The organism is Pseudomonas sp. A-R-19 (genome assembly GCF_019956575.1).
In the GTDB taxonomy this organism is placed as follows: Bacteria; Pseudomonadota; Gammaproteobacteria; order Pseudomonadales; family Pseudomonadaceae; genus Aquipseudomonas.
In genome coordinates this window covers 41,525-64,031 of record NZ_JAHBDR010000036.1, presented here as the reverse complement: position 1 = coordinate 64,031, position 22,507 = coordinate 41,525, and the positions used below count along the sequence as shown (strand labels likewise).

At 58.6% G+C, this 22,507-nt stretch carries 19 protein-coding genes; 4 read left to right on the top strand and 15 right to left on the bottom strand.

Going from position 1 to position 22,507, the window contains the following annotated elements; translation table 11 throughout:
• Nucleotides 1–17: 17 nt before the first annotated feature.
• From KGA88_RS05470 to KGA88_RS05450, 5 genes are all read right to left on the bottom strand, one after another.
• Nucleotides 18–1,160 (bottom strand): ABC transporter ATP-binding protein, encoded by a 1,143-nt coding sequence (locus KGA88_RS05470; RefSeq protein WP_110662159.1) that lies wholly within the window; start codon nt 1,158–1,160, stop codon nt 18–20.
• Between the two features lie 71 nt (nt 1,161–1,231).
• Nucleotides 1,232–2,329, bottom strand: a complete 1,098-nt coding sequence (locus tag KGA88_RS05465) for a polyamine ABC transporter substrate-binding protein (protein ID WP_110662160.1) — start codon at nt 2,327–2,329, stop codon at nt 1,232–1,234.
• Nucleotides 2,330–2,572: 243 nt separating this feature from the next.
• Nucleotides 2,573–3,685, bottom strand: coding sequence for a polyamine ABC transporter substrate-binding protein (locus tag KGA88_RS05460; RefSeq protein WP_103395837.1), 1,113 nt, complete (start codon nt 3,683–3,685; stop codon nt 2,573–2,575).
• A 187-nt stretch (nt 3,686–3,872) separates the two neighbouring features.
• Nucleotides 3,873–5,237 (bottom strand): aspartate aminotransferase family protein, encoded by a 1,365-nt coding sequence (locus tag KGA88_RS05455; RefSeq protein ID WP_223589470.1) that lies wholly within the window; start codon nt 5,235–5,237, stop codon nt 3,873–3,875.
• Between the two features lie 59 nt (nt 5,238–5,296).
• On the bottom strand, nt 5,297–6,655 hold the full coding sequence (locus tag KGA88_RS05450; RefSeq protein WP_110660024.1) for a glutamine synthetase family protein: 1,359 nt from the start codon (nt 6,653–6,655) through the stop codon (nt 5,297–5,299).
• A 667-nt stretch (nt 6,656–7,322) separates the two neighbouring features.
• Between KGA88_RS05450 and KGA88_RS05445 the strand changes: the two genes are divergently transcribed.
• From KGA88_RS05445 to KGA88_RS05435, 3 genes are all read left to right on the top strand, one after another.
• Nucleotides 7,323–8,699 carry a glutamine synthetase family protein gene (locus KGA88_RS05445; RefSeq protein ID WP_053163627.1) on the top strand — a complete coding sequence of 459 codons (1,377 nt, stop codon included), beginning with the start codon at nt 7,323–7,325 and terminating at the stop codon, nt 8,697–8,699.
• Nucleotides 8,700–8,906: 207 nt separating this feature from the next.
• Nucleotides 8,907–9,659 (top strand): carbonic anhydrase, encoded by a 753-nt coding sequence (locus KGA88_RS05440; protein WP_223589468.1) that lies wholly within the window; start codon nt 8,907–8,909, stop codon nt 9,657–9,659.
• Nucleotides 9,660–9,750: 91 nt separating this feature from the next.
• Nucleotides 9,751–10,389 carry a TetR/AcrR family transcriptional regulator gene (locus KGA88_RS05435; RefSeq protein WP_223589466.1) on the top strand — a complete coding sequence of 213 codons (639 nt, stop codon included), beginning with the start codon at nt 9,751–9,753 and terminating at the stop codon, nt 10,387–10,389.
• 176 nt (nt 10,390–10,565) lie between these two features.
• Here KGA88_RS05435 and KGA88_RS05430 read toward each other — a convergent pair whose 3' ends face one another.
• From KGA88_RS05430 to KGA88_RS05390, 9 genes are all read right to left on the bottom strand, one after another.
• Complete coding sequence (locus tag KGA88_RS05430) at nt 10,566–10,781, bottom strand: molybdopterin-binding protein (protein ID WP_007967989.1); 216 nt, start codon at nt 10,779–10,781, stop codon at nt 10,566–10,568.
• 33 nt (nt 10,782–10,814) lie between these two features.
• The gene (gene ssuB / locus KGA88_RS05425) at nt 10,815–11,621 is read right to left on the bottom strand and encodes an aliphatic sulfonates ABC transporter ATP-binding protein (protein ID WP_223589464.1); all 807 of its coding nucleotides are present in this window, start codon (nt 11,619–11,621) and stop codon (nt 10,815–10,817) included.
• The gene (gene ssuC / locus KGA88_RS05420; RefSeq protein ID WP_110660019.1) at nt 11,618–12,400 is read right to left on the bottom strand and encodes an aliphatic sulfonate ABC transporter permease SsuC; all 783 of its coding nucleotides are present in this window, start codon (nt 12,398–12,400) and stop codon (nt 11,618–11,620) included. The genes ssuB and ssuC overlap by 4 nt, the downstream gene beginning before the upstream one ends.
• A 9-nt stretch (nt 12,401–12,409) precedes the next feature.
• On the bottom strand, nt 12,410–13,558 hold the full coding sequence (gene ssuD, locus KGA88_RS05415) for an FMNH2-dependent alkanesulfonate monooxygenase (protein WP_110660018.1): 1,149 nt from the start codon (nt 13,556–13,558) through the stop codon (nt 12,410–12,412).
• Nucleotides 13,559–13,584: 26 nt separating this feature from the next.
• Nucleotides 13,585–14,565 carry a sulfonate ABC transporter substrate-binding protein gene (locus tag KGA88_RS05410; protein WP_223589462.1) on the bottom strand — a complete coding sequence of 327 codons (981 nt, stop codon included), beginning with the start codon at nt 14,563–14,565 and terminating at the stop codon, nt 13,585–13,587.
• A 90-nt stretch (nt 14,566–14,655) separates the two neighbouring features.
• Nucleotides 14,656–15,249: an NADPH-dependent FMN reductase gene (ssuE, locus tag KGA88_RS05405; RefSeq protein WP_110662331.1), complete on the bottom strand. Its 594-nt coding sequence runs from the start codon at nt 15,247–15,249 to the stop codon at nt 14,656–14,658.
• Between the two features lie 313 nt (nt 15,250–15,562).
• Entirely contained in the window at nt 15,563–16,201 is a 639-nt protein-coding gene (locus tag KGA88_RS05400; protein ID WP_110662330.1) for a peroxiredoxin, read from the bottom strand.
• A 292-nt stretch (nt 16,202–16,493) separates the two neighbouring features.
• Nucleotides 16,494–17,834: an OprD family porin gene (locus KGA88_RS05395; RefSeq protein WP_223589460.1), complete on the bottom strand. Its 1,341-nt coding sequence runs from the start codon at nt 17,832–17,834 to the stop codon at nt 16,494–16,496.
• 412 nt (nt 17,835–18,246) lie between these two features.
• Nucleotides 18,247–19,587 (bottom strand): OprD family outer membrane porin, encoded by a 1,341-nt coding sequence (locus tag KGA88_RS05390; protein WP_110661992.1) that lies wholly within the window; start codon nt 19,585–19,587, stop codon nt 18,247–18,249.
• Nucleotides 19,588–19,951: 364 nt separating this feature from the next.
• Between KGA88_RS05390 and tauA the strand changes: the two genes are divergently transcribed.
• Nucleotides 19,952–20,941 (top strand): taurine ABC transporter substrate-binding protein, encoded by a 990-nt coding sequence (gene tauA / locus KGA88_RS05385; protein WP_110661993.1) that lies wholly within the window; start codon nt 19,952–19,954, stop codon nt 20,939–20,941.
• A gap of 148 nt (nt 20,942–21,089) precedes the next feature.
• On the opposite strand, the gene argA is transcribed toward tauA, so the two are convergent.
• The gene (gene argA, locus KGA88_RS05380; protein WP_007987654.1) at nt 21,090–22,388 is read right to left on the bottom strand and encodes an amino-acid N-acetyltransferase; all 1,299 of its coding nucleotides are present in this window, start codon (nt 22,386–22,388) and stop codon (nt 21,090–21,092) included.
• Between the last annotated feature and the right edge of the window lie 119 nt (nt 22,389–22,507).

Below are 22,507 nucleotides of genomic sequence, written 5' to 3'. Positions count from 1 at the left end.
TTTGAATTTGCGCATGTTCATGAGCGAAGTACCACGCCGCTGTCGTCTTCCCAGTACACGTAGACCTGATCACCCCAGGTCGGACGCTGCCCGCGACGCTCGGCGTTGGCCACGAACGACTGCACCAGCTTGCCGCTTGGCAGTTCGACGTAGAACACCGAGTGGCCGCCGAGGTAGGCGATGTCATGCACCTTGCCGCTGGACCAGTTGTACTGGCAGGTCGGCATGTCGGCGGTGACCAGCAGTTTTTCCGGACGGATCGCGTAGGTGACCGACTTGTCCTGCACCGAAGTGCTGATGCCGTGACCGACGTAGATCTGGCGGTCCAGGTCTTTGCAGGTGATGGTTGCGTGGCCTTCGGCGTCGTCGATCACTTCGCCTTCGAAGATGTTTACGTTACCGATGAATTCGCAGACCAGGCGGCTGGTCGGGGTTTCGTAGATGTCGATCGGGCTACCGATCTGGGCGATCCAGCCCAGGTGCATGATCGCGATGCGCTCGGCCATGGTCATGGCCTCTTCCTGGTCGTGGGTCACCATGACGCAAGTCACGCCGACGCGCTCGATGATCTCGACCAGCTCCAGCTGCATTTGCGAACGCAGCTTCTTGTCCAGTGCGCCCATCGGTTCGTCGAGCAGCAGCAGTTTCGGACGCTTGGCCAGCGAACGGGCCAGGGCCACACGCTGACGCTGACCACCGGACAATTGATGCGGCTTGCGCTTGGCGTACTGGCTCATCTGTACCAGCTTGAGCATTTCGGCCACGCGGGCGTCGACTTCAGCGGCCGGGATCTTGTCCTGCTTGAGACCGAAGGCGATGTTCTGCGCCACGGTCATGTGCGGGAACAAAGCGTAGGACTGGAACATCATGTTGATCGGCCGCTCGTAGGGCGGCATGTCGGTGATGTCTACGCCATCGAGGAAGATCCGCCCCTCCGTAGGCCGTTCGAAACCTGCGAGCATGCGCAGCAAAGTGGACTTGCCCGATCCCGAACCGCCGAGCAGGGCGAAGATCTCGCCTTTCTTGATTTCCAGGGACACATCGTCCACCGCAATCGTCTCGTCGAACTTCTTCGTGACCCGGTCGATTTTGACCAGCACCTGTTTAGGTTGCTGGTCGCCCTCGAGGGCTTTCTTATAGGCGCCGGAGGCAACTGCCATTTACGAAACTCCCAGAAAAAAGAGTGCAGTTCGCTCAAGGTGAGCCAACCTGGATAATTTGAGCCTTGAAACTATTTACCCGTCTTGACCGTGGTCCAGCTGCGGGTCATCAAGCGTTGAACATTCGGCGGTAGCTCGATGGACACATAGGTCTTGTCGAGAACCTCTTGCGGTGGATAAACCGCTTCGTCGGTGCGAATGGACTGTTCCATCAGTTTGTCCGACCCCGGGTTAGGGTTGGCATAGCCGACGTAATCACTGACCTGGGCAATCACCTCAGGCTTCAGCAAATAGTTGATGAAGGCATGGGCCTCTTTGACGTTTTTCGAGTCCTTTGGAATCGCCAGCATGTCGAACCAGAGCGCGCCGCCCTCTTTTGGAATCGAGTAGGCGATGTTTACGCCCTTCTTGGCTTCTTCAGCACGGTGCTTGGCCTGGAAGATGTCGCCGGAGAAACCGATCGCCACGCAGATATCGCCGTTGGCCAGATCCGCGATGTACTTGGAGGAATGGAAGTAAGTCACGTAAGGGCGCACAGCGAGTAACTTGTCAGTGGCCTTTTTGTAATCGTCAGGGTTGGTGCTGTTGGCATTCAGGCCCATGTAATTGAGCACGGTCGGCATCATTTCATCGGCGGAGTCGAGGAACGCGACGCCACAGCTATGCAGCTTCTTGATGTTTTCCGGCTCGAACAACACACCCCAGGAGTCGATCTTGTCGATGCCCAGTACGGCCTTGACCTTGTCAACGTTGTAACCGATGCCGTTGGTGCCCCACAGGTACGGCACGGCGTACAGGTTGCCCGGATCGTTCTGCTCCAGGCGCTTGAGCAGCACCGGGTCGAGGTTCGAATAGTTCGGCAACTGCGATTTGTCGAGCTTCTGGAATGCCCCGGCCTTGATCTGTTTGCCAAGGAAGTGGTTCGACGGCACGACCACGTCGTAGCCGGTACGCCCGGCCAGCAGCTTGCCTTCCAGGGTTTCGTTGGAGTCGAAAACATCATAAACCGGCTTGATTCCGGTCTCTTTCTGGAAGTCGGCCAGAGTGGTCTCGCCGATGTAGTCCGACCAGTTATAAATATGCACGGTACCGGCTGCCTGGACACTGACAGCAATCGTCAGCCCGGCGCCAACCAGCATGGCATTGCGCAACAAAGAAAAAATAGGCACGTGGAGGTCCTCTAAAATTAGTTGGGCCAAAGTTGCCCCGCGTTACATGACAACCGTGGTTGCCCAGTAACAAAACCGGCGCGCAACTTACCCTCGAAAAACCGTTCCAGCAAAACTTTTATACAGTTACACCTGTGGGAGCGAGCCTGCTCGCGATGGTCGTCAACGATAACGATGGGTGCCTGACACCCCGCGGCGCTCTCAGGTTCATCGCGAGCAGGCTCGCTCCTACAGGTTAATTACTTATTTACCCGATTTGATCTTGGTCCAGCTGCGGGTCATGATCCGCTGGGTCGCGGCCGGCAAATCGGCAATCGCGTACAGCTTGGCCAGCACGTCCGCCGGCGGGTAAACGCCCGGATCGCTGGTGATGTCTTTGTCCACCAGTGGCGTGGCAGCCGCGTTACCGTTCGGGAAACGCACGGCGTTGGTGATTTCAGCCATGATTTCCGGCTTCTGCAGGAAGGTCATGAACTTGTAGGCGCCTTCGACGTTTTCGGCATCTTTAGGGATGGCGACCATGTCGTAGAAGCTGCCTGCACCTTCTTTCGGAATGTTGTAGCTGACTTTCACCTTGTCACCGGCTTCGGCGGCGCGGGACTTGGCCTGGTAGATGTCACCCGAGTAACCCACGGCCACGCAGATGTTGCCGTTGGCGAGGTCGGAGATGTACTTGGACGAGTGGAAGTAGGCGATCGAAGGCCGGACCTTCATGATCAGCGCTTCAGCCTTGTCGATGTCTTCTTTCTTCTGGCTGTCGGTTGGCAGGCCCAGGTAGTGCAGCGCCACCGGAATCATCTCGGTTGGCGAGTCCAGCAGGCTGATACCGCACGATTTCAACTTGGCGGCGTTTTCCGGCTTGAAGATCAGGTCCCAGGAATCGACCGGTGCGTCGGCACCCAGTGCTGCCTTGACCTTCTCGGCGTTGAAGCCGATACCGATCGAACCCCACATGTACGGGAAGGCGTGTTCGTTACCCGGGTCGCTCACCGAAACGGCCTTGAGCAGGTCGGTGTTCAGGTTTTTCCAGTTAGGCAGCTTGGACTTGTCCAGCTTCTGGTAAACGCCGGCCTTGATCTGCTTGGCCAGGAAGTTGTTCGACGGTACAACGATGTCGTAACCGGACTTGCCTGCCAGCAGTTTGGCTTCCAGGGTTTCGTTGCTGTCGAAGACGTCGTAGACAACCTTGATGCCCGACTCGTCTTCAAACTTCTTGATGGTGTCCGGTGCAATGTAGTCGGACCAGTTGTACACGTGCAGTACTTTGTCATCGGCCTGAACCGCGCCCGCCATCAACCCCATCAGCGACATGGCAAGGAGAGTCTTGCCAGCGAGCTTTTTACCTAGTGCCTTCATGCGTAATGCTCCAAATTTTTCTTTTTTGAACCACTTGTTCAGCGACCGAACCCGGGCAACTGGAACCGCGGCTAGTCTGGCAAGATCCACATCGGTCTTTCAAGGAACGGCCACGCTTTCTGACAGCGCTGAGCGAAAGTAGCTGTTTTGATACAAACCCCAGCAACTCACGCTCAGAGCCTAGCACTTAGCCCTGCAGTGCACTCAGGGTCAGGTCAAGACACTTGCGAGCTTTGGTTACCAGCTCATCGATTTCCGCCGGTGTGATCACCAGTGGCGGAGCGATGATCATGGTGTCGCCGACCGCGCGCATGATCAGGCCGTTGTCGAAGCAGAACTGACGGCAGATCATGCCGACGCCCTTGCCTTCGTAACGCTTGCGCGTGGCCTTGTCCTGAACCAGTTCGATGGCCCCCAACAGACCCACCCCACGAACTTCACCCACCAGCGGGTGATCGTTCAGTTCCCGCAGACGCTTTTGCAAATACGGTGCCGTTTCTGCATGAACGCGTTCGATAATCTTCTCGTCGCGCATGATGCGGATGTTTTCCAGCGCCACCGCAGCGGCGACCGGGTGACCGGAGTAGGTAAAGCCGTGGTTGAAGTCGCCGCCCTCGTTGAGCACATCCACCACTTCGTCACGCACGATCAGGCCACCCATCGGGATGTAGCCCGAGGTCAGGCCCTTGGCGATAGTCATCATGTCGGGCTTGAGGTCGTAGAAATCGGCACCGAACCACTCGCCGGTACGACCGAAACCGCAAATCACTTCGTCAGCCACGAACAGGATGTCGTACTTGGCAAGGATTTCCTTGATGCGCGGCCAGTAGGTGTCTGGCGGAATGATCACGCCGCCAGCACCCTGGATCGGCTCGGCAATAAAGGCACCGACGTTGTCGACGCCGACTTCCAGAATCTTTTCTTCCAGCTGGTTGGCCGCCCATACACCGAACTCTTCCGGGGTCATGTCGCCGCCTTCGGCGAACCAGTACGGCTGGGAAATGTGGACGATACCCGGGATCGGCAAGTCGCCCTGTTCGTGCATGTAGGTCATGCCGCCCAGGCTCGCGCCGGCCACGGTGGAACCGTGATAGCCGTTCTTGCGGCTGATGATGACTTTCTTGTTCGGCTGGCCCTTGATCGCCCAGTAGTGACGAACCATGCGCAGCATGGTGTCGTTGCCTTCGGAACCGGAACCGGTGAAGAACACGTGGTTCATGCCTTCAGGTGCGATGTCGGCGATGGCCTTGGCCAACTCCAGTACCGGTGGATGCGCGGTCTGGAAGAACAGGTTGTAGTAAGGCAACTCGCGCATCTGTTTGCTGGCGGCATCGGCCAGTTCATCGCGACCATAACCAATCGCGACACACCACAAGCCGGCCATACCGTCGAGGATCTTGTTGCCTTCGCTGTCCCAGAGGTAAACACCCTTGGCGCTGGTGATGATCCGCGGGCCTTTCTCTTTCAGCTGTTTGAAGTCGCTGAACGGAGCCAGGTGGTGATCATTGCTCAAGGTTTGCCATTCACGGGTTTGCGGATTGTTGCTGGTCATACGAATCTCCTAAAAAAATCAGGTGAAAGCACCGCCAGGCAGCGGCGGTGCCCGGCGCATCAGACGGCAAAGAGCAGGAATTCCCTTTCCCACGAACTGATGACGCGCTTGAAGTTTTCATGCTCGGCCCGCTTGACCGCGACGTAGCCAGTGATGAAATTCTTGCCGAGGTAACGCTCGATGGTCGCGCTGTTTTCCATGCGTTCCAGCGCGTCCTCGATAGTCAGCGGCAGGCGCAGGTTGCGGCGTTCATAACCACGCCCCACCACCGGCGCACTCGGGTTCAGGCCTTCGACCATGCCGATGTAACCGCAGAGCAGGCTCGCGGCAATCGCCAGGTACGGGTTGGCGTCTGCGCCCGGCAGGCGGTTTTCCACCCGACGGTTCTGCGGCCCCGCATCGGGTACCCGCAGGCCCACGGTGCGGTTCTCTTCGCCCCACTCCACGTTCACCGGCGCCGAAGTGTCCGGCAGGAAGCGGCGGAACGAGTTCACGTTCGGAGCGAACAGCGGCAACAGCTCGGGAATGAGTTTCTGCAGGCCACCGATGTGGTGCAGGAACAACTGGCTCATGGTCCCGTCTTCATTGGAGAAGATGTTCCTGCCGGTCTCGATGTCGATGATGCTCTGGTGCAAGTGCATGGCACTGCCCGGCTCGCCGGTCATCGGCTTGGCCATGAAGGTCGCAGCGACGTTGTGCTTGAGCGCGGCCTCGCGCATGGTGCGCTTGAACACCAGGATCTGGTCGGCCAGGGACAGGGCATCGCCGTGACGGAAGTTGATTTCCATCTGCGCGGTGCCGTCCTCGTGGATCAGCGTATCGAGGTCAAGGTCCTGCAGTTCACACCAGTCGTAGACGTCTTCGAACAGCGGATCGAATTCGTTCGCCGCTTCGATGGAGAACGACTGGCGACCGGTTTCCGGGCGACCGGAGCGGCCGATCGGCGGCTGCAACGGGTAGTCAGGGTCGTCACTGCGTTTGGTCAGGTAAAACTCCATTTCCGGCGCCACGATCGGCTGCCAGCCTTTGTCGGAATAGAGTTTCAGGACTTTCTTGAGCACGTTACGCGGCGACAACTCGATCGGGTTGCCTTGCTTGTCGTAGGAATCGTGGATGACGATGGCGGTCGGCTCGATGGCCCACGGCACCAGGTACACCGCGCTCTGGTCGGGGCGGCAGATCATGTCGATGTCGGCCGGGTCGAGCAGTTCGTAATAGATGTCGTCTTCGACGTAATCGCCGGTCACGGTCTGCAACAGCACGCTTTCTGGCAGGCGCATGCCTTTTTCGGCGATGAATTTGTTGGTCGGCGAAATCTTGCCCCGGGTAATCCCGGTCAAGTCGGCGATCATGCATTCGACTTCTGTGATCTTGTGGTTTTTCAACCAATCGGTGAGCTGGTCGAGGTTGTTACTCATAAATGCCTCTAGGCTTGAGTTGTCTGACCCTTTTAAGGTCAGGCGTTGTTTGACGCGTCGGCGTCGCGTTGTAGAGCGTTTCAGCAGCAGGTTAGCGTGTTTGCCGACACGGCTGCAGACGCCGGGCGTGCAGAATCGCGAGCGGTGCCCTGAACAAAGGTCAGGCCGCTATTGTGAATCGGTTCTATATTGAATGGAGTAACCGTAATGGGGGTGCCATCGCGACCGTCCAGAATATCGGACGGGGACGGTCGAACCGTCAGGGACGGAAGGATCACCGACGCCGCTGAGGCCACGGAGCGGACGGACGTGTCATCACTGATGTGATAAACATGCCGACCGACCTGTCTTGAGCAGTCGATGATGCCGATTATCGGCAGGCGAGACATGAAGCACCCCGGTATTATTGCTGTTATGGGTTTGATTCGAGCTTAGCCTTGTTCATTTTTTTACACAACACCCCCGTAAAAAATACAACACGGCCCGCTCAAGCCTGCGGGCGCCATAGAGGCCAAGGGCATAAAAACGCCCCAAAGTGCCTCAAAAAAGCCACACGGGCGCTTTTTTAGGGCAAAAAAGGCCTCGCTTGACTTCGGCATGCCGTTCGGGTTGACTGAAACCAGAAAAGATCAATGATTGATATTTTTAACAACAAAGGTGTTGCATCATGTCGGTACCCCCGCGTGCCGTTCAGCTTAACGAAGCGAACGCGTTCCTTAAGGAACATCCTGAGGTTCTGTACGTTGACCTTCTGATTGCGGATATGAATGGTGTGGTGCGCGGCAAGCGCATCGAACGCACCAGCCTCCACAAGGTTTACGAGAAAGGCATCAACCTGCCGGCCTCTCTATTTGCTCTGGATATCAACGGCTCGACGGTGGAAAGCACCGGCCTGGGCCTGGACATCGGTGATGCTGACCGAATCTGCTATCCAATTCCCGATACCCTATGCAACGAGCCATGGCAGAAGCGCCCGACCGCGCAACTGTTGATGACCATGCACGAACTCGAAGGCGAGCCATTCTTCGCCGACCCGCGTGAAGTGCTGGCCAACGTGGTACGCAAGTTCGACGAAATGGGCCTGACTATCTGCGCCGCGTTCGAACTGGAGTTCTACCTGATCGACCAGGAGAACGTGAACGGTCGTCCGCAACCACCTCGCTCGCCGGTTTCCGGCAAACGTCCGCACTCGACTCAGGTCTACCTGATCGACGACCTCGACGAATACGTCGACTGCCTCCAGGACATTCTGGAAGGTGCCAAAGAGCAAGGCATTCCGGCCGACGCCATCGTCAAGGAAAGTGCCCCGGCGCAGTTCGAAGTGAACCTGCACCACGTGGCTGACCCGATCAAGGCCTGCGACTATGCGGTCCTGCTCAAGCGCCTGATCAAGAACATCGCCTACGACCATGAAATGGACACCACCTTCATGGCCAAGCCTTATCCAGGCCAGGCGGGCAATGGTCTGCATGTCCATATCTCGATTCTCGATAAAGATGGCAAAAACATTTTTGCCAGTGAGGATCCCGAGCAGAACGCCGCACTGCGTCACGCGATCGGCGGTGTGCTCGAGACCCTACCGGCGCAGATGGCTTTCCTCTGCCCGAACGTCAACTCCTACCGTCGTTTCGGCGCACAGTTCTACGTGCCGAACTCGCCGTGCTGGGGCCTGGACAACCGTACCGTAGCGATTCGCGTGCCTACCGGCTCTGCCGATGCCGTGCGCATCGAACACCGCGTGGCCGGCGCCGATGCCAACCCGTACCTGCTGATGGCTTCGGTATTGGCCGGCGTGCACCACGGGCTGACCAACAAGATCGAGCCTGGCGCTCCGGTCGAAGGCAACAGCTACGAACAAAACGAGCAGAGCCTGCCGAACAACCTGCGCGATGCACTGCGTGAGTTGGACGACAGCGAAGTCATGGCCAAGTACATCGATCCGAAATACATCGATATCTTCGTGGCCTGTAAAGAGAGCGAGCTGGAGGAGTTCGAACACTCCATCTCCGACCTCGAGTACAACTGGTACCTGCATACCGTTTAAGCGGTTGCAGTAGTGAACAAACGCCGCCGGCCTCACAGCCTGCGGCGTTTTTTTTGCTCGCCATTTGTTACGGAATGCTGATTAGCAGAACCAAAGAAATCTCCTACAGATTCGTCAGACACCAACTACATCTGCCCCCCTGACCACAACCTCACACTCCGGACGCCGGGATTCTTCCCGTTTTCCTACCCGTGTGTGAGTACGACAATGAAAAAACAGTTATTGGGCGCAACCATCACTCTGGTCATCGCCGGTATGTGCTCGACTGCCTGGGCAACAGCCGGTGACACGGCTGCATGGAGCTATTCTGCCCCCACCGGTCCGCAAAACTGGGGTGAACTGAAAAGCGAGTACAGCCTCTGCTCATCGGGCAAGACACAGTCGCCTATCGATATTCGGGACGTGATCAAGACTGACGCTCAGACGCTGAACGTTGCTTATCAGCCAAGCACAGCCAAAGTGTCGAACAACGGCCATACCATTCAGGTAACGCCGGTCGACGCCGGAGGCATCACCCTGGAATCCGGTCACTACTCGTTCGTGCAAATGCATTTTCATACGCCGAGTGAAGAAATGATCCAGGGACGTACCTATCCTCTGGACGCGCATCTGGTTCACCGCAACCCTGCAGGCGAACTGGCCGTGGTCGCCCTGCTGTTTGAAGAGGGTGCACACAATCCGACCCTGGAGCCAATCCTGGCAGCCATGCCCAAGCACGCGGGCGGCAGTGCGCAGCTGGACACGGTAGACATTGCGCAACTGCTACCTGCGAACCTCAACGCCTATTTCTATATGGGCTCCCTGACAACCCCGCCTTGCACCGAAGGCGTGCGCTGGAATGTGCTGACCACTGCAGTGCAACTGTCGCGAGCGCAACTGGAGGCGTTCCAGGCGCTGTATCCAATGAATGCACGCCCGGTTCAACCCTTGAACGAGCGGAGTGTGCACGTTGGTGGCTAAGCGGTCTTGATCGCCAGGCTGGGCAGCGGAGCCCATACAGACAAGGTGCCACCTGCCTCGTACAATGCCCGCTGCCCCGCAGGAGACTTCCATGACACGCGTTGCCAGCCCCCGCAAACCCCGCGCCCGCAGCCAGGCACGGATCGATTCGATACTCGATGCGGCCCGCACATTGCTGGCGGCTGAGGGCGTGGCCAGTCTGTCGATCTACAGCGTCGCCGAGCGCGCGGAGATTCCGCCCTCCTCGGTCTACCATTTCTTCGCCAGCGTGCCGGCGTTACTGGAGGCGTTGACCGCCGACATCCACGCCGCCTTCCGCGCCTGCCTGCAAGCCCCCATCGATCACCATGCCTTGAACGGCTGGCGCGATCTGTCGCGGTTGGTGGAACAACGCATGCTGGACATCTATGCAGAGGACGCCGCCGCCCGCCAACTCATCCTGGCCCAGCACGGCCTGACCGAAGTCACCCAGGCCGACCGCCAGCACGACATCGAACTGGGCGACTTGATGCACAAGCTGTTCGACCATCACTTCGAACTGCCGAAATTGCCAAGTGATGTAGATGTGTTCGCCCTGGCGATGGAGCTGGGCGACCGGGTGTATGCGCGCTCGGTGCAGCAGCACGGGCAGATTACGCCGCGCATGGCCGAGGAAGGGATGCGGGTATTTGATGCTTATGTGGGGTTGTATTTGCCACCGTATTTGCCCAAGCGCAGCCATCCAGCCTGAGATGTTTGTTGGCCTCTCCGGCCTCTTCGCGAGCAAGCCCGCTCCCACATTTGGAATGCATTCCCTTGTGGGAGCGGGCTTGCTCGCGAAGGTCGCGCCGCGAATCTCGCTGATACACACCCACAAAAACCCCCGAAGGGCTCACACCCTTCGGGGTTGTTGTTTACGCATGAGCCTTACAACTTGGCGATCGACACCTCGGTGGATTTCACAAACGCGATCACTTCACTGCCGACCGCCAGTTCCAGCTCTTTCACCGAGCGCGTGGTGATCACCGAAGTGACGATGCCGGACGCGGTCTGTACGTCGATTTCCGACAGCACGTCGCCGAGGACGATTTCCTTGATGGAGCCTTTGAACTGGTTGCGAACGTTGATGGCCTTGATAGTCATGATGTTGATTCCTGTCGTGGGATAAGACTTGAGTTATTGAGCCCAACGCAATTGCGTGGGCAAGGGTGAAACAGGTTCCGGTTCCGGCGGCTGGCCGGGCAGCGCCAGCACGCGATTGAGCACTTCGGTTTCCAGCGCCGCCAGCCGATGGGAACCACGCACCCGAGGGCGCGGCAGTTCCACGTGCAGGTCGAGGCCGACTTCGCCGTCTTCGATCAGGATCACCCGATCGGCAATCGCTACTGCTTCGCTGACGTCGTGGGTCACCAGCATCACCGTGAAGCCGTGCTGTTGCCAGAGTCGTTCGATCAGTTGCTGCATTTCAATTCGGGTCAGGGCATCCAGCGCACCCAAGGGTTCGTCGAGCAACAGCAGGCGCGGCTGGTGAATCAACGCACGGGCCAAAGCCACGCGTTGCTTCTGTCCACCGGATAGCGCTGCCGGCCACTCGTTGGCGCGATCGGCCAAGCCCACCGCTTCCAACGCTTCAAGCGCTTGCGGCCGCCAGTTACCCTTGAGGCCCAGGCCGACGTTGTCGATGATCTTTTTCCAGGGCAGCAAACGCGCTTCCTGGAACATCAGCCGCGTGTCTTCCCGCGCCTCACTCAATGGTGCGGCACCGGCGAGCAATTCACCGCTCGTGGGCTGGTCGAGGCCGGCGAGCAATCGCAGCAAGGTACTTTTGCCGCAACCACTGCGACCCACCACGGCGACAAACTGGCCAGCCGGAATGTGCAGGTCGATCTCGCGCAGCACCTGCCGCGAGCCAAAGGTTTTTTGCAGCTTGCGCACCGCCAGCGGAATGCCGCGCAGCAGGCGTGGAGGTTGTTCTGCGATCATGCCGCACCTCCCTTGGCAACCTGATACGCCGGGTGCCAGCGCAGCCACACACGCTCAAGCCCACGGGCCGCGAGGTCGGCCAGTTTGCCGAGCACCGCGTACAACAGAATCGCCAGCACCACCACGTCAGTCTGCAAAAACTCCCGGGCATTCATGGCCAGATAGCCGATGCCTGAACTCGCGGAAATGGTTTCCGCGACGATCAGCGTCAACCACATGAAGCCCAGGGCGAAGCGCACACCGACCAGAATCGAAGGCAGCGCCCCCGGCAAAATCACCTGCCAGAACAGGCTGAAACCAGTCAGGCCATAGCTGCGCGACATCTCCACCAGCGCCGGATCGACGTTGCGGATACCGTGATAAGTGTTGAGGTAGATCGGGAACAAGGTGCCCAGTGCTACCAGGAAAATCTTCGCCGACTCGTCGATGCCGAACCACAGGATCACCAGTGGAATCAGCGCCAGGTGCGGCACGTTACGGATCATCTGCACTGAACTGTCGAGCAGGCGCTCACCCCACTTCGACAGGCCGGTGATAAAGCCCAGGGTCAAACCGATGCCGCCACCAATGGTGAAACCCAGCGCGGCACGCCAGCCGCTGATGGCCAGGTGCGTCCAGATTTCGCCGCTGCGCACCAGGCTCACGCCGGCTTCGATCACGGCGACAGGTGCCGGCAGGATCCGTGTCGACAACCAGCCCGCCGACACACTCAACTGCCACACCGCCAGCAGCAACACCGGCAACGCCCAGGGCGCCAGGCTGTGGATGATTTTCTTCATGACCGCGCCTCAGCTCTGGGACGCGGCTTTGGGCAGGATGTCGTTGGCGACCATCTCGCCGAACGGGCTGACGTAACCGGCACCTTTCGGCAGCTCGGGACGCTCGACATCAAGGTGCGGGAACAGTAGTTCAGCGACGCGATACGACTCTTCCAGGTGTGGATAACCGGAGAAAATGAACGTGTCGATGCCCAGCTCCGCGTACTCCTTCACACGAGCGGCTACGGTCGGACCATCGCCCACCAGCGCCGTACCGGCACCCCCGCGCACCAAGCCGACACCGGCCCACAGGTTCGGGCTGACTTCCAGGTTGTCGCGGTTGCCGCCATGCAAGGCGGCCATGCGTTGCTGACCGACCGAATCGAAGCGCGCCAGCGAAGCCTGGGCGCGAGCGATGGTGTCGTTGTCCAGATGCGAGATCAGCCGATCCGCGGCTTTCCAGGCCTCTTCGTTGGTTTCGCGCACGATCACATGCAGGCGAATGCCGAAGCGCACGGTACGACCGAGCTTGGCGGCTTTGGCCCGAACCTGTTCGATCTTCTCTGCCACCGCTGCCGGTGGTTCACCCCAGGTCAGAACCATTTCCACCTGCTCTGCCGCGAGGTCTTGTGCCGCTTCCGACGAACCACCGAAATACAGCGGTGGACGTGGCTGCTGGACCGGCGGATAGAGCAATTTCGCGCCTTTCACACTGATGTGCTGGCCGTCGTAATCTACGGTTTCGCCTTCCAGTACGCGGCGCCAGATGCGGGTGAATTCCACCGAGGCCTGATAGCGCTCTTCGTGACTGAGAAACAGACCATCACCCGCCAATTCTTCCGGATCACCGCCGGTCACCAGGTTGAACAACGCACGCCCGCCGGACAGTCGATCCAGGGTCGCGGCCTGACGCGCCGCCACCGTCGGGGAAATGATCCCGGGGCGCAGGGCGACAAGGAACTTCAAGCGCTGGGTCACCGGAATCAGTGATGCCGCCACCAGCCACGAGTCTTCGCAGGAACGCCCGGTAGGGATCAGTACCCCACCGAATCCCAGGCGATCCGCTGCCTGTGCGACTTGTTGCAGATATCCGTGATCGACGGCGCGGGCGCCTTCGGCGGTGCCAAGGTAATGGCCGTCGCCGTGGGTAGGCAGGAACCAGAAGATATTGAGGCTCATTGGAGTGGTCTCCTTGGGGAATCGATTTACTGGGATTTGGTTACTGAGCTTTGGGCAACGGCGGCCGGCGGCGTCCAGATCACATCCTTGATGCTCAACTGCTTTGGAATCAGCTTGAGCTGGTAGAAGCTGTCGGCGATTTTCTGCTGCGCGGCGACCACTTCCGGGGTGAGGAACAGCGCGCCGTAACCCTGGCGTTTCACCGAGGTCAAGGTGATGTCTGCCGGCAGGCCGAGCAGCGGCGAAACCTGTTGGGTCACGTCTTGCGGGTTAGCCTTGGACCATTCACCGACCGCGCGCACTTCTTCCACCAGGGTCTTGATCACCTCAGGATTTTTCTGCGCATAAGGCTTGGTCGCCAGGTAGAACTGATGGTTGTCGACGATGCCCTGGCCATCGCGCAGAGTGCGCGCTTGCAGCTGTTGTTCGGCGGCGGCCTGGTACGGGTCCCAGATGACCCAGGCGTCGACGCTGCCACGCTCGAACGCGGCGCGGGCATCGGCTGGCGGCAGGAATACGGTCTGGATGTCGGTGTATTTGAGGCCGGCGTCTTCCAGTGCGCGCACTAGCAGGTAGTGCACGTTGGAACCCTTGTTGAGCACGACTTTCTTACCCTTGAGCTCGGCCACCGACTTGATCGCCGAGTCCTTCGGCACCAGGATCGCCTCACTGTGCGGCGCTGGCGGTTCGTAGGCGACGTAGAGCAAATCTGCGCCGGCCGCTTGAGCGAACACAGGTGGAGTCTCACCGGTAACGCCGAAGTCGATAGAGCCGACGTTCAGGCCTTCAAGCAGTTGTGGGCCACCGGGGAATTCCGTCCATTGCACGTCCACGCCTTGGGCGGCGAGGCGTTTTTCCAGGGTGCCCTTGGCTTTGAGCAGCACCAGGGTGCCGTACTTCTGATAACCGATTCGTAATGTCTCGGCCTGAGCTTGAGTAATGGCGCCGAAGGTGACAGCCGCAGCAAACAGAGCGACCAGACCACGACGCAAAATGACAGGGCGCATGGCGCTCTCCTTTTTGCAGTTGGGTTTTGGCTGCACCTGCTTGCCCGTTGACGGGCGAGTAAGGCCAGTACTTCAATTTTTCGGTGAGGCTCAAATGCTCCAGCGAGCACTCAACAAACGTTCATTCAACAGGTTCGGATCGAGCGGCCTGGGCCGTCGTGCCATGGCACCGGAGAACTGCTCCAGCGCTTCATACAAACGTTGCTCCAGCTCCGGCGCCAATTGCGCCTGGGCGCTGCCTTCGCCGTAAGCGATCTGGCTGTCGACGGCGAATATCCCTTGCAGCATTTCCTGGGCCTTCAATGCCGACAGCACCGGCTTGAGCGCGTAATCCACCACTAGCATGTGGGCGATGCTGCCGCCGGTGGCCATCGGCAGAACCACCTTGTGGCTCAACGCGCGTTCGGGCAGCAGATCCAGCACGACCTTCAGTGCTCCGGAAAACGATGCCTTGTAAACCGGTGTGGCGATCAGCAGGCCATCGGCGTTTTCAATCTGTTGCAGCAGGTCGATCACCCTGGGGCTGTCGAAGCGTGCGTGCAGCAGGTCTTCGGCCGGGAAGTCCCGTACCTGATAACTCACCACTTCCACGCCCTGCTCTTGTAACCATTGCCGGGAGCGATCCAGCAGCACCCCTGAACGAGAGCGCTGACTGGGACTGCCACCGAGAGAGACAACCAACATTCAGAGGATTCCTTGCTCGGCGTTGGCGATTCGCGGTTTGCGATCTCGCTTCAATGGAGTGACCTTAACAGCTGATTTATATATCCATAAATCATATTTATTCATTTGGTTATTCTTTTTAGAGATATATAAATCCATATTCTCCAGGCAAAAAAACAGGCCGTCGAAACGGCCCGAAATCCCCTGCTTTGTAAATGCTGTGGTGCCTGATCTGGCGCCTTCGCGAGCAAGCCCGCACAGTTGACCGCGTACCTCCTGTGGGAGCGGGCTTGCTCGCGAAGGCGGCTTCAGCCACACCGTAAATATTGATGACTCACCGATTGGGCTGGGGCGTCAGGCGCAAGTAAGGCTTGACCGCCCGATAGCCCTTGGGAAAACGCTGTTTGATTTCATCCTCATCCTTGAGCGACGGCACGATCACCACCTCATCACCGTCCTGCCAGTTGGCCGGCGTGGCCACCTTGTAGTTGTCGGTGAGTTGCAGCGAGTCGATCACCCGCAGGATTTCATTGAAGTTGCGCCCGGTGCTCGCCGGGTAGGTAATCGTCAACCGGACCTTTTTGTTCGGGTCGATCACAAACAGCGAGCGCACGGTCAAGGTGTCGTTGGCGTTGGGGTGGATCAGGTCATAGAGGTCCGAGACCTTGCGGTCGGCGTCGTCCAGGATCGGAAAGTTGACCACGGTGGCCTGGGTTTCGTTGATGTCCTCGATCCACCTGTGGTGCGACTCGACAGGGTCCACGGACAGTGCGATAGCCTTGACGCCGCGCGCTGCAAATTCATCCTTGAGCCTGGCGGTGAAACCCAGTTCGGTGGTGCATACCGGCGTGAAATCCGCCGGATGGGAAAACAGCACGCCCCAGCTATCGCCCAGCCACTGATGGAAACGGATGATGCCGGCGCTGGAGTTCTGTTCGAAATCGGGGGCGATATCGCCAAGTCTGAGACCCATGGTGCTGCTCCTTGTGAGTGCTTGATGGGTTCAACTGTGCCTGTGTTTTTTATCTATTAAAAAGAATAAATATCGATTTATTTAGATCATTAGGAAATATTAAAGATCTGTTCACTGGACGCGCACGCGCAACCCGCCGAACATCGGCCACGAGGTTCGAGAAGGCCTTGAGTTGCTGCAAAGAGGGAACTTCAGGGCGGGATTACGGGGGTGAACCCGTCTTGAACATGTAAAAGCCCCGCCCGGTGCAAGACCGGGCGGGGCTTTTTTTGTCTCGGTTACGCGAACGCTATTACAACAGCGGGATCGAGTAGCTGAGGATCAGGCGGTTTTCGTCCTGCGAACGTGTGTTCGGCAGGTCGGTGCGCCAGGTGGCGTTTTTCCACGCCAGGCCCAGGTTCTTCAACGGACCTTCCTGAACGACGTAGGCCACGCTCAGATCGCGCTCCCACTCCGAAGCACCATTGGCCGCTTGGCCACCCTTGGCGTTAACGGTGTCGATGTTGTCGCCATGCAGGTACACCAGACCCGCCGTCAGGCCAGGTACGCCGACCTTGGCGAAGTCATACGCGTAACGTGCCTGCCAGGTACGCTCGCCAGCACGGCCGAACTTCTGGATTTGCGAATCGGTGATGGTGTAGTTCGACGAACCGTCACCCTGGTTCAGCCAAGGGAAGTCGCTACTGCCGTTGCTGACCTGGTAACCGCCACCGAAGGTATGACCGGCAACCGAATACAGGAACAGGCCGCTGTACAGGTTGTTGTCGACCTTGCCTTTACCGTTTGGCGCGTTGTAGTTGCCAGTGGTGTAGTACAGCGGGTCGTGACCGTTGGCACCATCATCAGAGCTGTTGAAATAACGGAAATCCGACTTCAACACGCCCGGGCCGATGGCCCAGTTGTGAACCAGACCCAGGAAGTGTTGCTTGTAGAACTCTTCCAGATTGCCGTAGTAGTACTGGGCAGTCAGGTCCTTGGTGATCTTGTAGTCGCCACCGGCATAGATGAACTTGTTGCTGTCGCGGAACTTGGTGCCACGAGTGTTCGCGCCCGAGATCGACATCTGCTCATTGTTGCTGGAGTTACGGCCTTTGACGGCTTCGATCTGGCCACCAACCAGCGACAGGTCCTTGATCTCGGCGGAAGTGATCTGGCCACCCTGCCAGGTTTGCGGCAACAGACGACCATCGTTGGTCACGATCACCGGATTTTTCGGCTGCAAGGTGCCCAGCTTCAGTTCGGTCTGGGAAACCTTGGCTTTGGCAGTCAGGCCCAGGCTGGAGAAATCATCAACCGCCTCGCCGTTGGATTTGCTCGGGAAAACCGTGCCGCCGTAAGAGGTCGCGGTGGCGCCGTTGGTACCGCCGCCCGAATCCAGCTTGACGCCCAACAGGCCGATCGCATCGATACCGAAACCGACGGTGCCCTGGGTGTAGCCGGAGATGAAACGCAGATCGAAGCCTTGGCCCCACTCTTCGTTTTTGTTGGCACCGGCACCGTCGCGGTTGTCGGTGTTGATGTAGAAGTTACGCAGCCCCAGTGTTGCCTTGCTGTCTTCGATAAAACCCGCGGCGCTTGCCTGCTGGGCCAATACCCCGACGGCCACAGCCATGGCCAAGGTGGATTTGTTCATGTTTCGCTCCTCTAGTTTCTAATTCTGATGTTCCTGGTCCCGAATCGATTGCCCGGGATCCTGAATGCATAAATTCGCGGTAAACCGTCTAAGCCGGTCGTTTGGCGGGCGGCAGGATACATGGCCTTAAAGCCAAAAAGAATTTCTTAAGTTATTTTAATATCACTGTGGAATATGGCTTCCCACGGCAGAACCGAGGTATCGGCGGCAAGGCCGATTCCTTAACCTGATCATTTGTCGAGGGACGAAATTGCCAAATCCGAGTTCAGGGATGAGTGTCGGACGGACGCACTTTAAGCGGGATGGATAAAAACTAAAAAGAATAAAAAAGAAATAGCATCTGCATTTATGGAATATAAACCTCGACTCGAAAAAAAGCCCCGCCAGCAGGCGGGGCTTTTTCGTGAGGTGATTACATGAAGCTGTAGGTGTAGTTGAAGATCAGACGAGTCTGGTCCTGGTCCAGGGTGCTGGTGTTGCCACGGTAGGTGCCGTGACGCAGCGTGGTACCAAAGCCTTTCAGTGCGCCCGTCTGGATCACGTAATCCACACGTGCGTCAGTCTCGTGCTCGCTCAGGTCTTTACCCACACCGTTGGTGGCCTTGATGTCCTGACCATTCAAGTAACCGATCGACGCCTTCAGGCCTGGAACACCCAGGGAGGCGAAGTCATAGGAGTACTGACCGAAGGTGGTGTTTTCACCGGCACGGATAAAGCTGCCAACGGTCGCATCGGTAAACGAGTAGAAGCTCGCGCCGCCGGCCCCTTCCTGACGACCCTTATCATCGATAAGGCTGCCCTGGTTCAAGAATACGAAGCCGCCGTCATCGTTGACACGCTGATGCCCGAGCAGGAACGCGTGGCCACCCAGGGTGTAGGTGAACATGGCGCTCCAGGTCTTGTTATCGACCTCGCCCGGGTTCTTGGCGAAACCGTTGTTGTTGTTGAAACGGTAGCCCACATCGCCGTTCTTGCCGTCGGAGCTGCTGTCGAAATAACGGATATCAGTCTTGAACGACTGATTGGCCGCGATCGGGTAGACGTGCACCAGGCCGAGGAAGTTCTGTTTGTAGAAGTCTTCCAGGTTCGCGTAGTAGTACTGCAGGGTCAGGTCTTTGGTGACCTTCCAGTCAGCACCGGCGTACTGGAACTTGTTGCTGTCTTGGGTAGCGCCCGCCACGGACAGGCCAGTGGAGTTTGAAGAGGCGCGACCCGACGCGTGCTCCAGTTGACCCAGGTTGAAGGTCACATTGTCGATTTCTTTGGAGGTGATGGTGCCACCGTCAAAGGTCTGCGGCAGCACACGGCTGTCGTTCGCGATCAGGATCGGCAAGTTAGGCGCCAGGGCGCCGCCCAGGTGGGCTTCGGTCTTCGAGAAACGCGCTTTGACGTTGCCATCCAGACGGCTCCACTCGTCAGCCGCTTCTTTGCCATCGCTCGGGAAGAACGAGTTGGCGTTACCGACCGGGTGATGCCCCTTGCCGCCATCGAGGTGGATACCCACCAGCGCCTGGGCATCGATACCAAAGCCTACGACGCCCTGGGTGAAGCCCGACAGGTAGTCGAACTTCAGACCCTCAGCGGTTTCGCGCTGACGGTTGGCAGCAGTGCCTGCACCTTCGCGCATATCGGCGTCGTAATACATGGTGCGAGAGCTGATGGATGCCTTGCTGTCTTCCAGGAAACCTGCGGCGCCTGCCTGCTGCGCCAAAACCCCTACGGCCACGGCCAAAGCCAAGGTGGACTTGTTCATTGTGTAGCTCCTCTCGATTCTAATTCTTGTATTCCTGGTCTCGAGTCGTCGCCCGAAATCCTAAGATGCGCGATTAGCGCCAGACCGTGACCCACAAGTCAATCGTAACTATGTGTGTCTACGACCATAGTCTAATCCCCGTTTTTTTGGTCCCTGCAGGGTCATGATTTCGTCATGAACCTGAAAAGAATTACCCGATTCTTTTCTAATATCGTTTAGGAATTTAGCTACCCATCGCACGATCGCCCCGGAATGCAAGGTTCGGCTCATAAGCTAATTCCTAAACGGTATTTATTTTTGCTTTTTTAGATCGATTAGTTTCAGTCGCAATTCGGAAACAAATCCTTTACCGAAAGGCGGCCCCATGACGACCAAACGCGCACTATCCGGACCAATTGTTACAGTTTGTGTATTCCTGGCATTTTCTTTCTCGGCTCAGGCGGCGAATCTCACCGTCGGTTACCAAACCGGAATCGATCCCAGCAAAGTCCCCCAGGCCGATGGCCTTTATGAAAAGACCATCGGCCAGCCCATCGACTGGCGACGCTTCAACAGCGGCCCGGAAGTGGTCACGGCGATTGCCTCGGGCGATGTGCAAATCGGCAATCTCGGCTCCAGTCCGCTGGCCGCCGCCGCCTCGCGCAATCTGCCGATTGTCGCGTTCATCGTCTCGGCCCAGATCAATGCCGCCGAAGCGCTGGTGGTGCGCAACGGCAGCGGCATCGAGAAACCGCAAGATTTGATCGGAAAGACCATCGCCACGCCTTTCGTATCAACTTCCCACTACAGCCTGCTGGGTGCGCTGAAGCACTGGGGCCTGGACGGCTCGAAAGTCAAAGTGGTGAACCTGCAGCCAGCGGAAATCGCCGCAGCCTGGAAGCGTGGTGATATTGATGGCGCGTTTGTCTGGTCGCCCGCCCTGGGGGAAATCCGCAAGACCGGCAAGACCCTGACTGACGCGGCGCAGGTGGGCCAATGGGGTGCGCCAACCTTTGAGGTTTGGGTGGCGCGCAAGGATTACGCCGAGAAACATCCGGAGGTCGTGGCAAAGTTCGCCCGGGTGACCCTGGATTCGTTCGCCGACTATGCCGCGCATAAGGACCAATGGACCGTTGACTCGGTGCCCGTCCAGAAAATCGCCAAATTGACCGGTGCCAACGCCGCCGATGTTCCGGAGTTACTGGCCGGTTCCGCCTTCCCGGATGCCAAGGCGCAACAGAGCACCGCGCTGCTGGACGGCGGCACGGCCAAGGCCATTGGCGAGACAGCGAAGTTCTTGAAGGAGCAAGGGAAGGTCGAGACGGTGCTGCCGGATTATTCGCCGTATGTCAGTGCGAAGTTTGTGCAGGAGTGAATGTAAAACCTTGTGGCGAGGGGGCTTGCCCCCGTTCGGTCGCGAAGCGGCCGCAAAACCATGCGACTTGGTCGGGCAGGTTTTGGGGCTGCTCCGCAGCCCAACGGGGGCAAGCCCCCTCGCCACAGGGAGCTCTACTGCTACAACATTAGAGGGCTTTTTCGAAGATCTTCGAATTACGCTGATAGTTGTACAGCGACGCCCGCGCCGACGGTAGGCGGTCGACGCTGCTCGGTTCGAAGCCACGCTCGCGGAACCAGTGCGCGGTGCGGGTGGTGAGGACGAACAAGGTTTTCAAGCCCTGCGCCCGGGCGCGGGTTTCAATACGCTCCAGCAACTCATCGCCGCGACCACCATGGCGGTACTCCGGATTCACCGCCAGGCACGCCAGCTCGCCCGCATCCGAATCGGCGATCTGATACAGCGCCGCACAGGCGATGATCATGCCTTCGCGTTCAACCACACTGAACTGCTCGATTTCGCGTTCCAGCACCTCGCGGGAACGGCGCACCAGGATGCCCTGCTCTTCCAGCGGGCTGATCAGGTCCAGCAAACCACCGACGTCTTCAATGGCCGCTTCGCGCACCACTTCGAACTGTTCCTGGGCTACCAGCGTACCGCCACCGTCGCGGGTGAACAGCTCGGTCAGTAGTGCACCGTCTTCGGCGTAACTGACGATATGGCTACGGGCCACGCCGCCACGGCATGCTTCGGCTGCGGCATCCAGCAATTCCGCCTGATAGTTACTGCCCAGCCGTTGCAGATGCGCCGGCACTTGCTGCGGACGCAACTCTCGCACCAGGCGCCCGTGTTCGTCGATCAGGCCCAGGTCGGCGCCAAACAGCAGCAACTTGTCCGCGCCCAGGTCGATGGCGGCGCGGGTGGCGACGTCTTCACAGGCGAGGTTGAAAATCTCCCCCGTAGGCGAATAGCCCAACGGCGACAGCAGCACGATGGAGCGCTCGTCCAGTAGACGGTTGATACCCTTGCGGTCGACCCGGCGCACTTCGCCGGTGTGGTGATAGTCGACGCCTTCAAGCACGCCGATCGGCCGTGCCGTCACCAGGTTGCCGCTGGCCACCCGCAGGCGCGAGCCCTGCATCGGCGACGAAGCCATGTCCATCGACAGGCGAGCCTCAATGGCAATGCGCAACTGGCCGACTGCGTCGATCACGCACTCCAGGGTCGCGGCATCGGTGATGCGCATGCCGTGATGGTAATGCGGGGTCAGGCCACGGGCCGCCAGGCGCGTTTCGATTTGCGGCCGGGAACCGTGGACCAGCACCAGACGCACGCCCAGGCTGTGCAACAGCACCAGGTCGTGGACGATATTGCCGAAGTTCGGGTGTTCAACGCCGTCGCCGGGCAGCATGACGACAAAGGTGCAATCGCGGTGGGCGTTGATGTAGGGCGAAGCGTGACGAAGCCAATTGACGTATTCGGGCATGAACCTGGGCCTGTAATAAATAGCAGCCGAAAAAAGGGCGAAACTGAAAACGCACAGCGGGCTGATGGTTATCGTCGGAACAGGCTTGGCGACACGCGCGCTCTCCTCATGAATACGGG

What these genes read in the sequence shown, in the direction of transcription:
- KGA88_RS05470 (WP_110662159.1), bottom strand. Translation starts at nt 1,160, where the DNA reads ATGGCAGTTGCCTCCGGCGCCTATAAGAAAGCCCTCGAGGGCGACCAG.
- KGA88_RS05460 (WP_103395837.1), bottom strand. Translation starts at nt 3,685, where the DNA reads ATGAAGGCACTAGGTAAAAAGCTCGCTGGCAAGACTCTCCTTGCCATG.
- KGA88_RS05455 (WP_223589470.1), bottom strand. Translation starts at nt 5,237, where the DNA reads ATGACCAGCAACAATCCGCAAACCCGTGAATGGCAAACCTTGAGCAAT.
- KGA88_RS05450 (WP_110660024.1), bottom strand. Translation starts at nt 6,655, where the DNA reads ATGAGTAACAACCTCGACCAGCTCACCGATTGGTTGAAAAACCACAAG.
- KGA88_RS05445 (WP_053163627.1), top strand. Translation starts at nt 7,323, where the DNA reads ATGTCGGTACCCCCGCGTGCCGTTCAGCTTAACGAAGCGAACGCGTTC.
- KGA88_RS05440 (WP_223589468.1), top strand. Translation starts at nt 8,907, where the DNA reads ATGAAAAAACAGTTATTGGGCGCAACCATCACTCTGGTCATCGCCGGT.
- KGA88_RS05435 (WP_223589466.1), top strand. Translation starts at nt 9,751, where the DNA reads ATGACACGCGTTGCCAGCCCCCGCAAACCCCGCGCCCGCAGCCAGGCA.
- KGA88_RS05430 (WP_007967989.1), bottom strand. Translation starts at nt 10,781, where the DNA reads ATGACTATCAAGGCCATCAACGTTCGCAACCAGTTCAAAGGCTCCATC.
- ssuB (WP_223589464.1), bottom strand. Translation starts at nt 11,621, where the DNA reads ATGATCGCAGAACAACCTCCACGCCTGCTGCGCGGCATTCCGCTGGCG.
- ssuC (WP_110660019.1), bottom strand. Translation starts at nt 12,400, where the DNA reads ATGAAGAAAATCATCCACAGCCTGGCGCCCTGGGCGTTGCCGGTGTTG.
- ssuD (WP_110660018.1), bottom strand. Translation starts at nt 13,558, where the DNA reads ATGAGCCTCAATATCTTCTGGTTCCTGCCTACCCACGGCGACGGCCAT.
- KGA88_RS05410 (WP_223589462.1), bottom strand. Translation starts at nt 14,565, where the DNA reads ATGCGCCCTGTCATTTTGCGTCGTGGTCTGGTCGCTCTGTTTGCTGCG.
- ssuE (WP_110662331.1), bottom strand. Translation starts at nt 15,249, where the DNA reads ATGTTGGTTGTCTCTCTCGGTGGCAGTCCCAGTCAGCGCTCTCGTTCA.
- KGA88_RS05400 (WP_110662330.1), bottom strand. Translation starts at nt 16,201, where the DNA reads ATGGGTCTCAGACTTGGCGATATCGCCCCCGATTTCGAACAGAACTCC.
- KGA88_RS05395 (WP_223589460.1), bottom strand. Translation starts at nt 17,834, where the DNA reads ATGAACAAATCCACCTTGGCCATGGCTGTGGCCGTCGGGGTATTGGCC.
- KGA88_RS05390 (WP_110661992.1), bottom strand. Translation starts at nt 19,587, where the DNA reads ATGAACAAGTCCACCTTGGCTTTGGCCGTGGCCGTAGGGGTTTTGGCG.
- tauA (WP_110661993.1), top strand. Translation starts at nt 19,952, where the DNA reads ATGACGACCAAACGCGCACTATCCGGACCAATTGTTACAGTTTGTGTA.
- argA (WP_007987654.1), bottom strand. Translation starts at nt 22,388, where the DNA reads ATGCCCGAATACGTCAATTGGCTTCGTCACGCTTCGCCCTACATCAAC.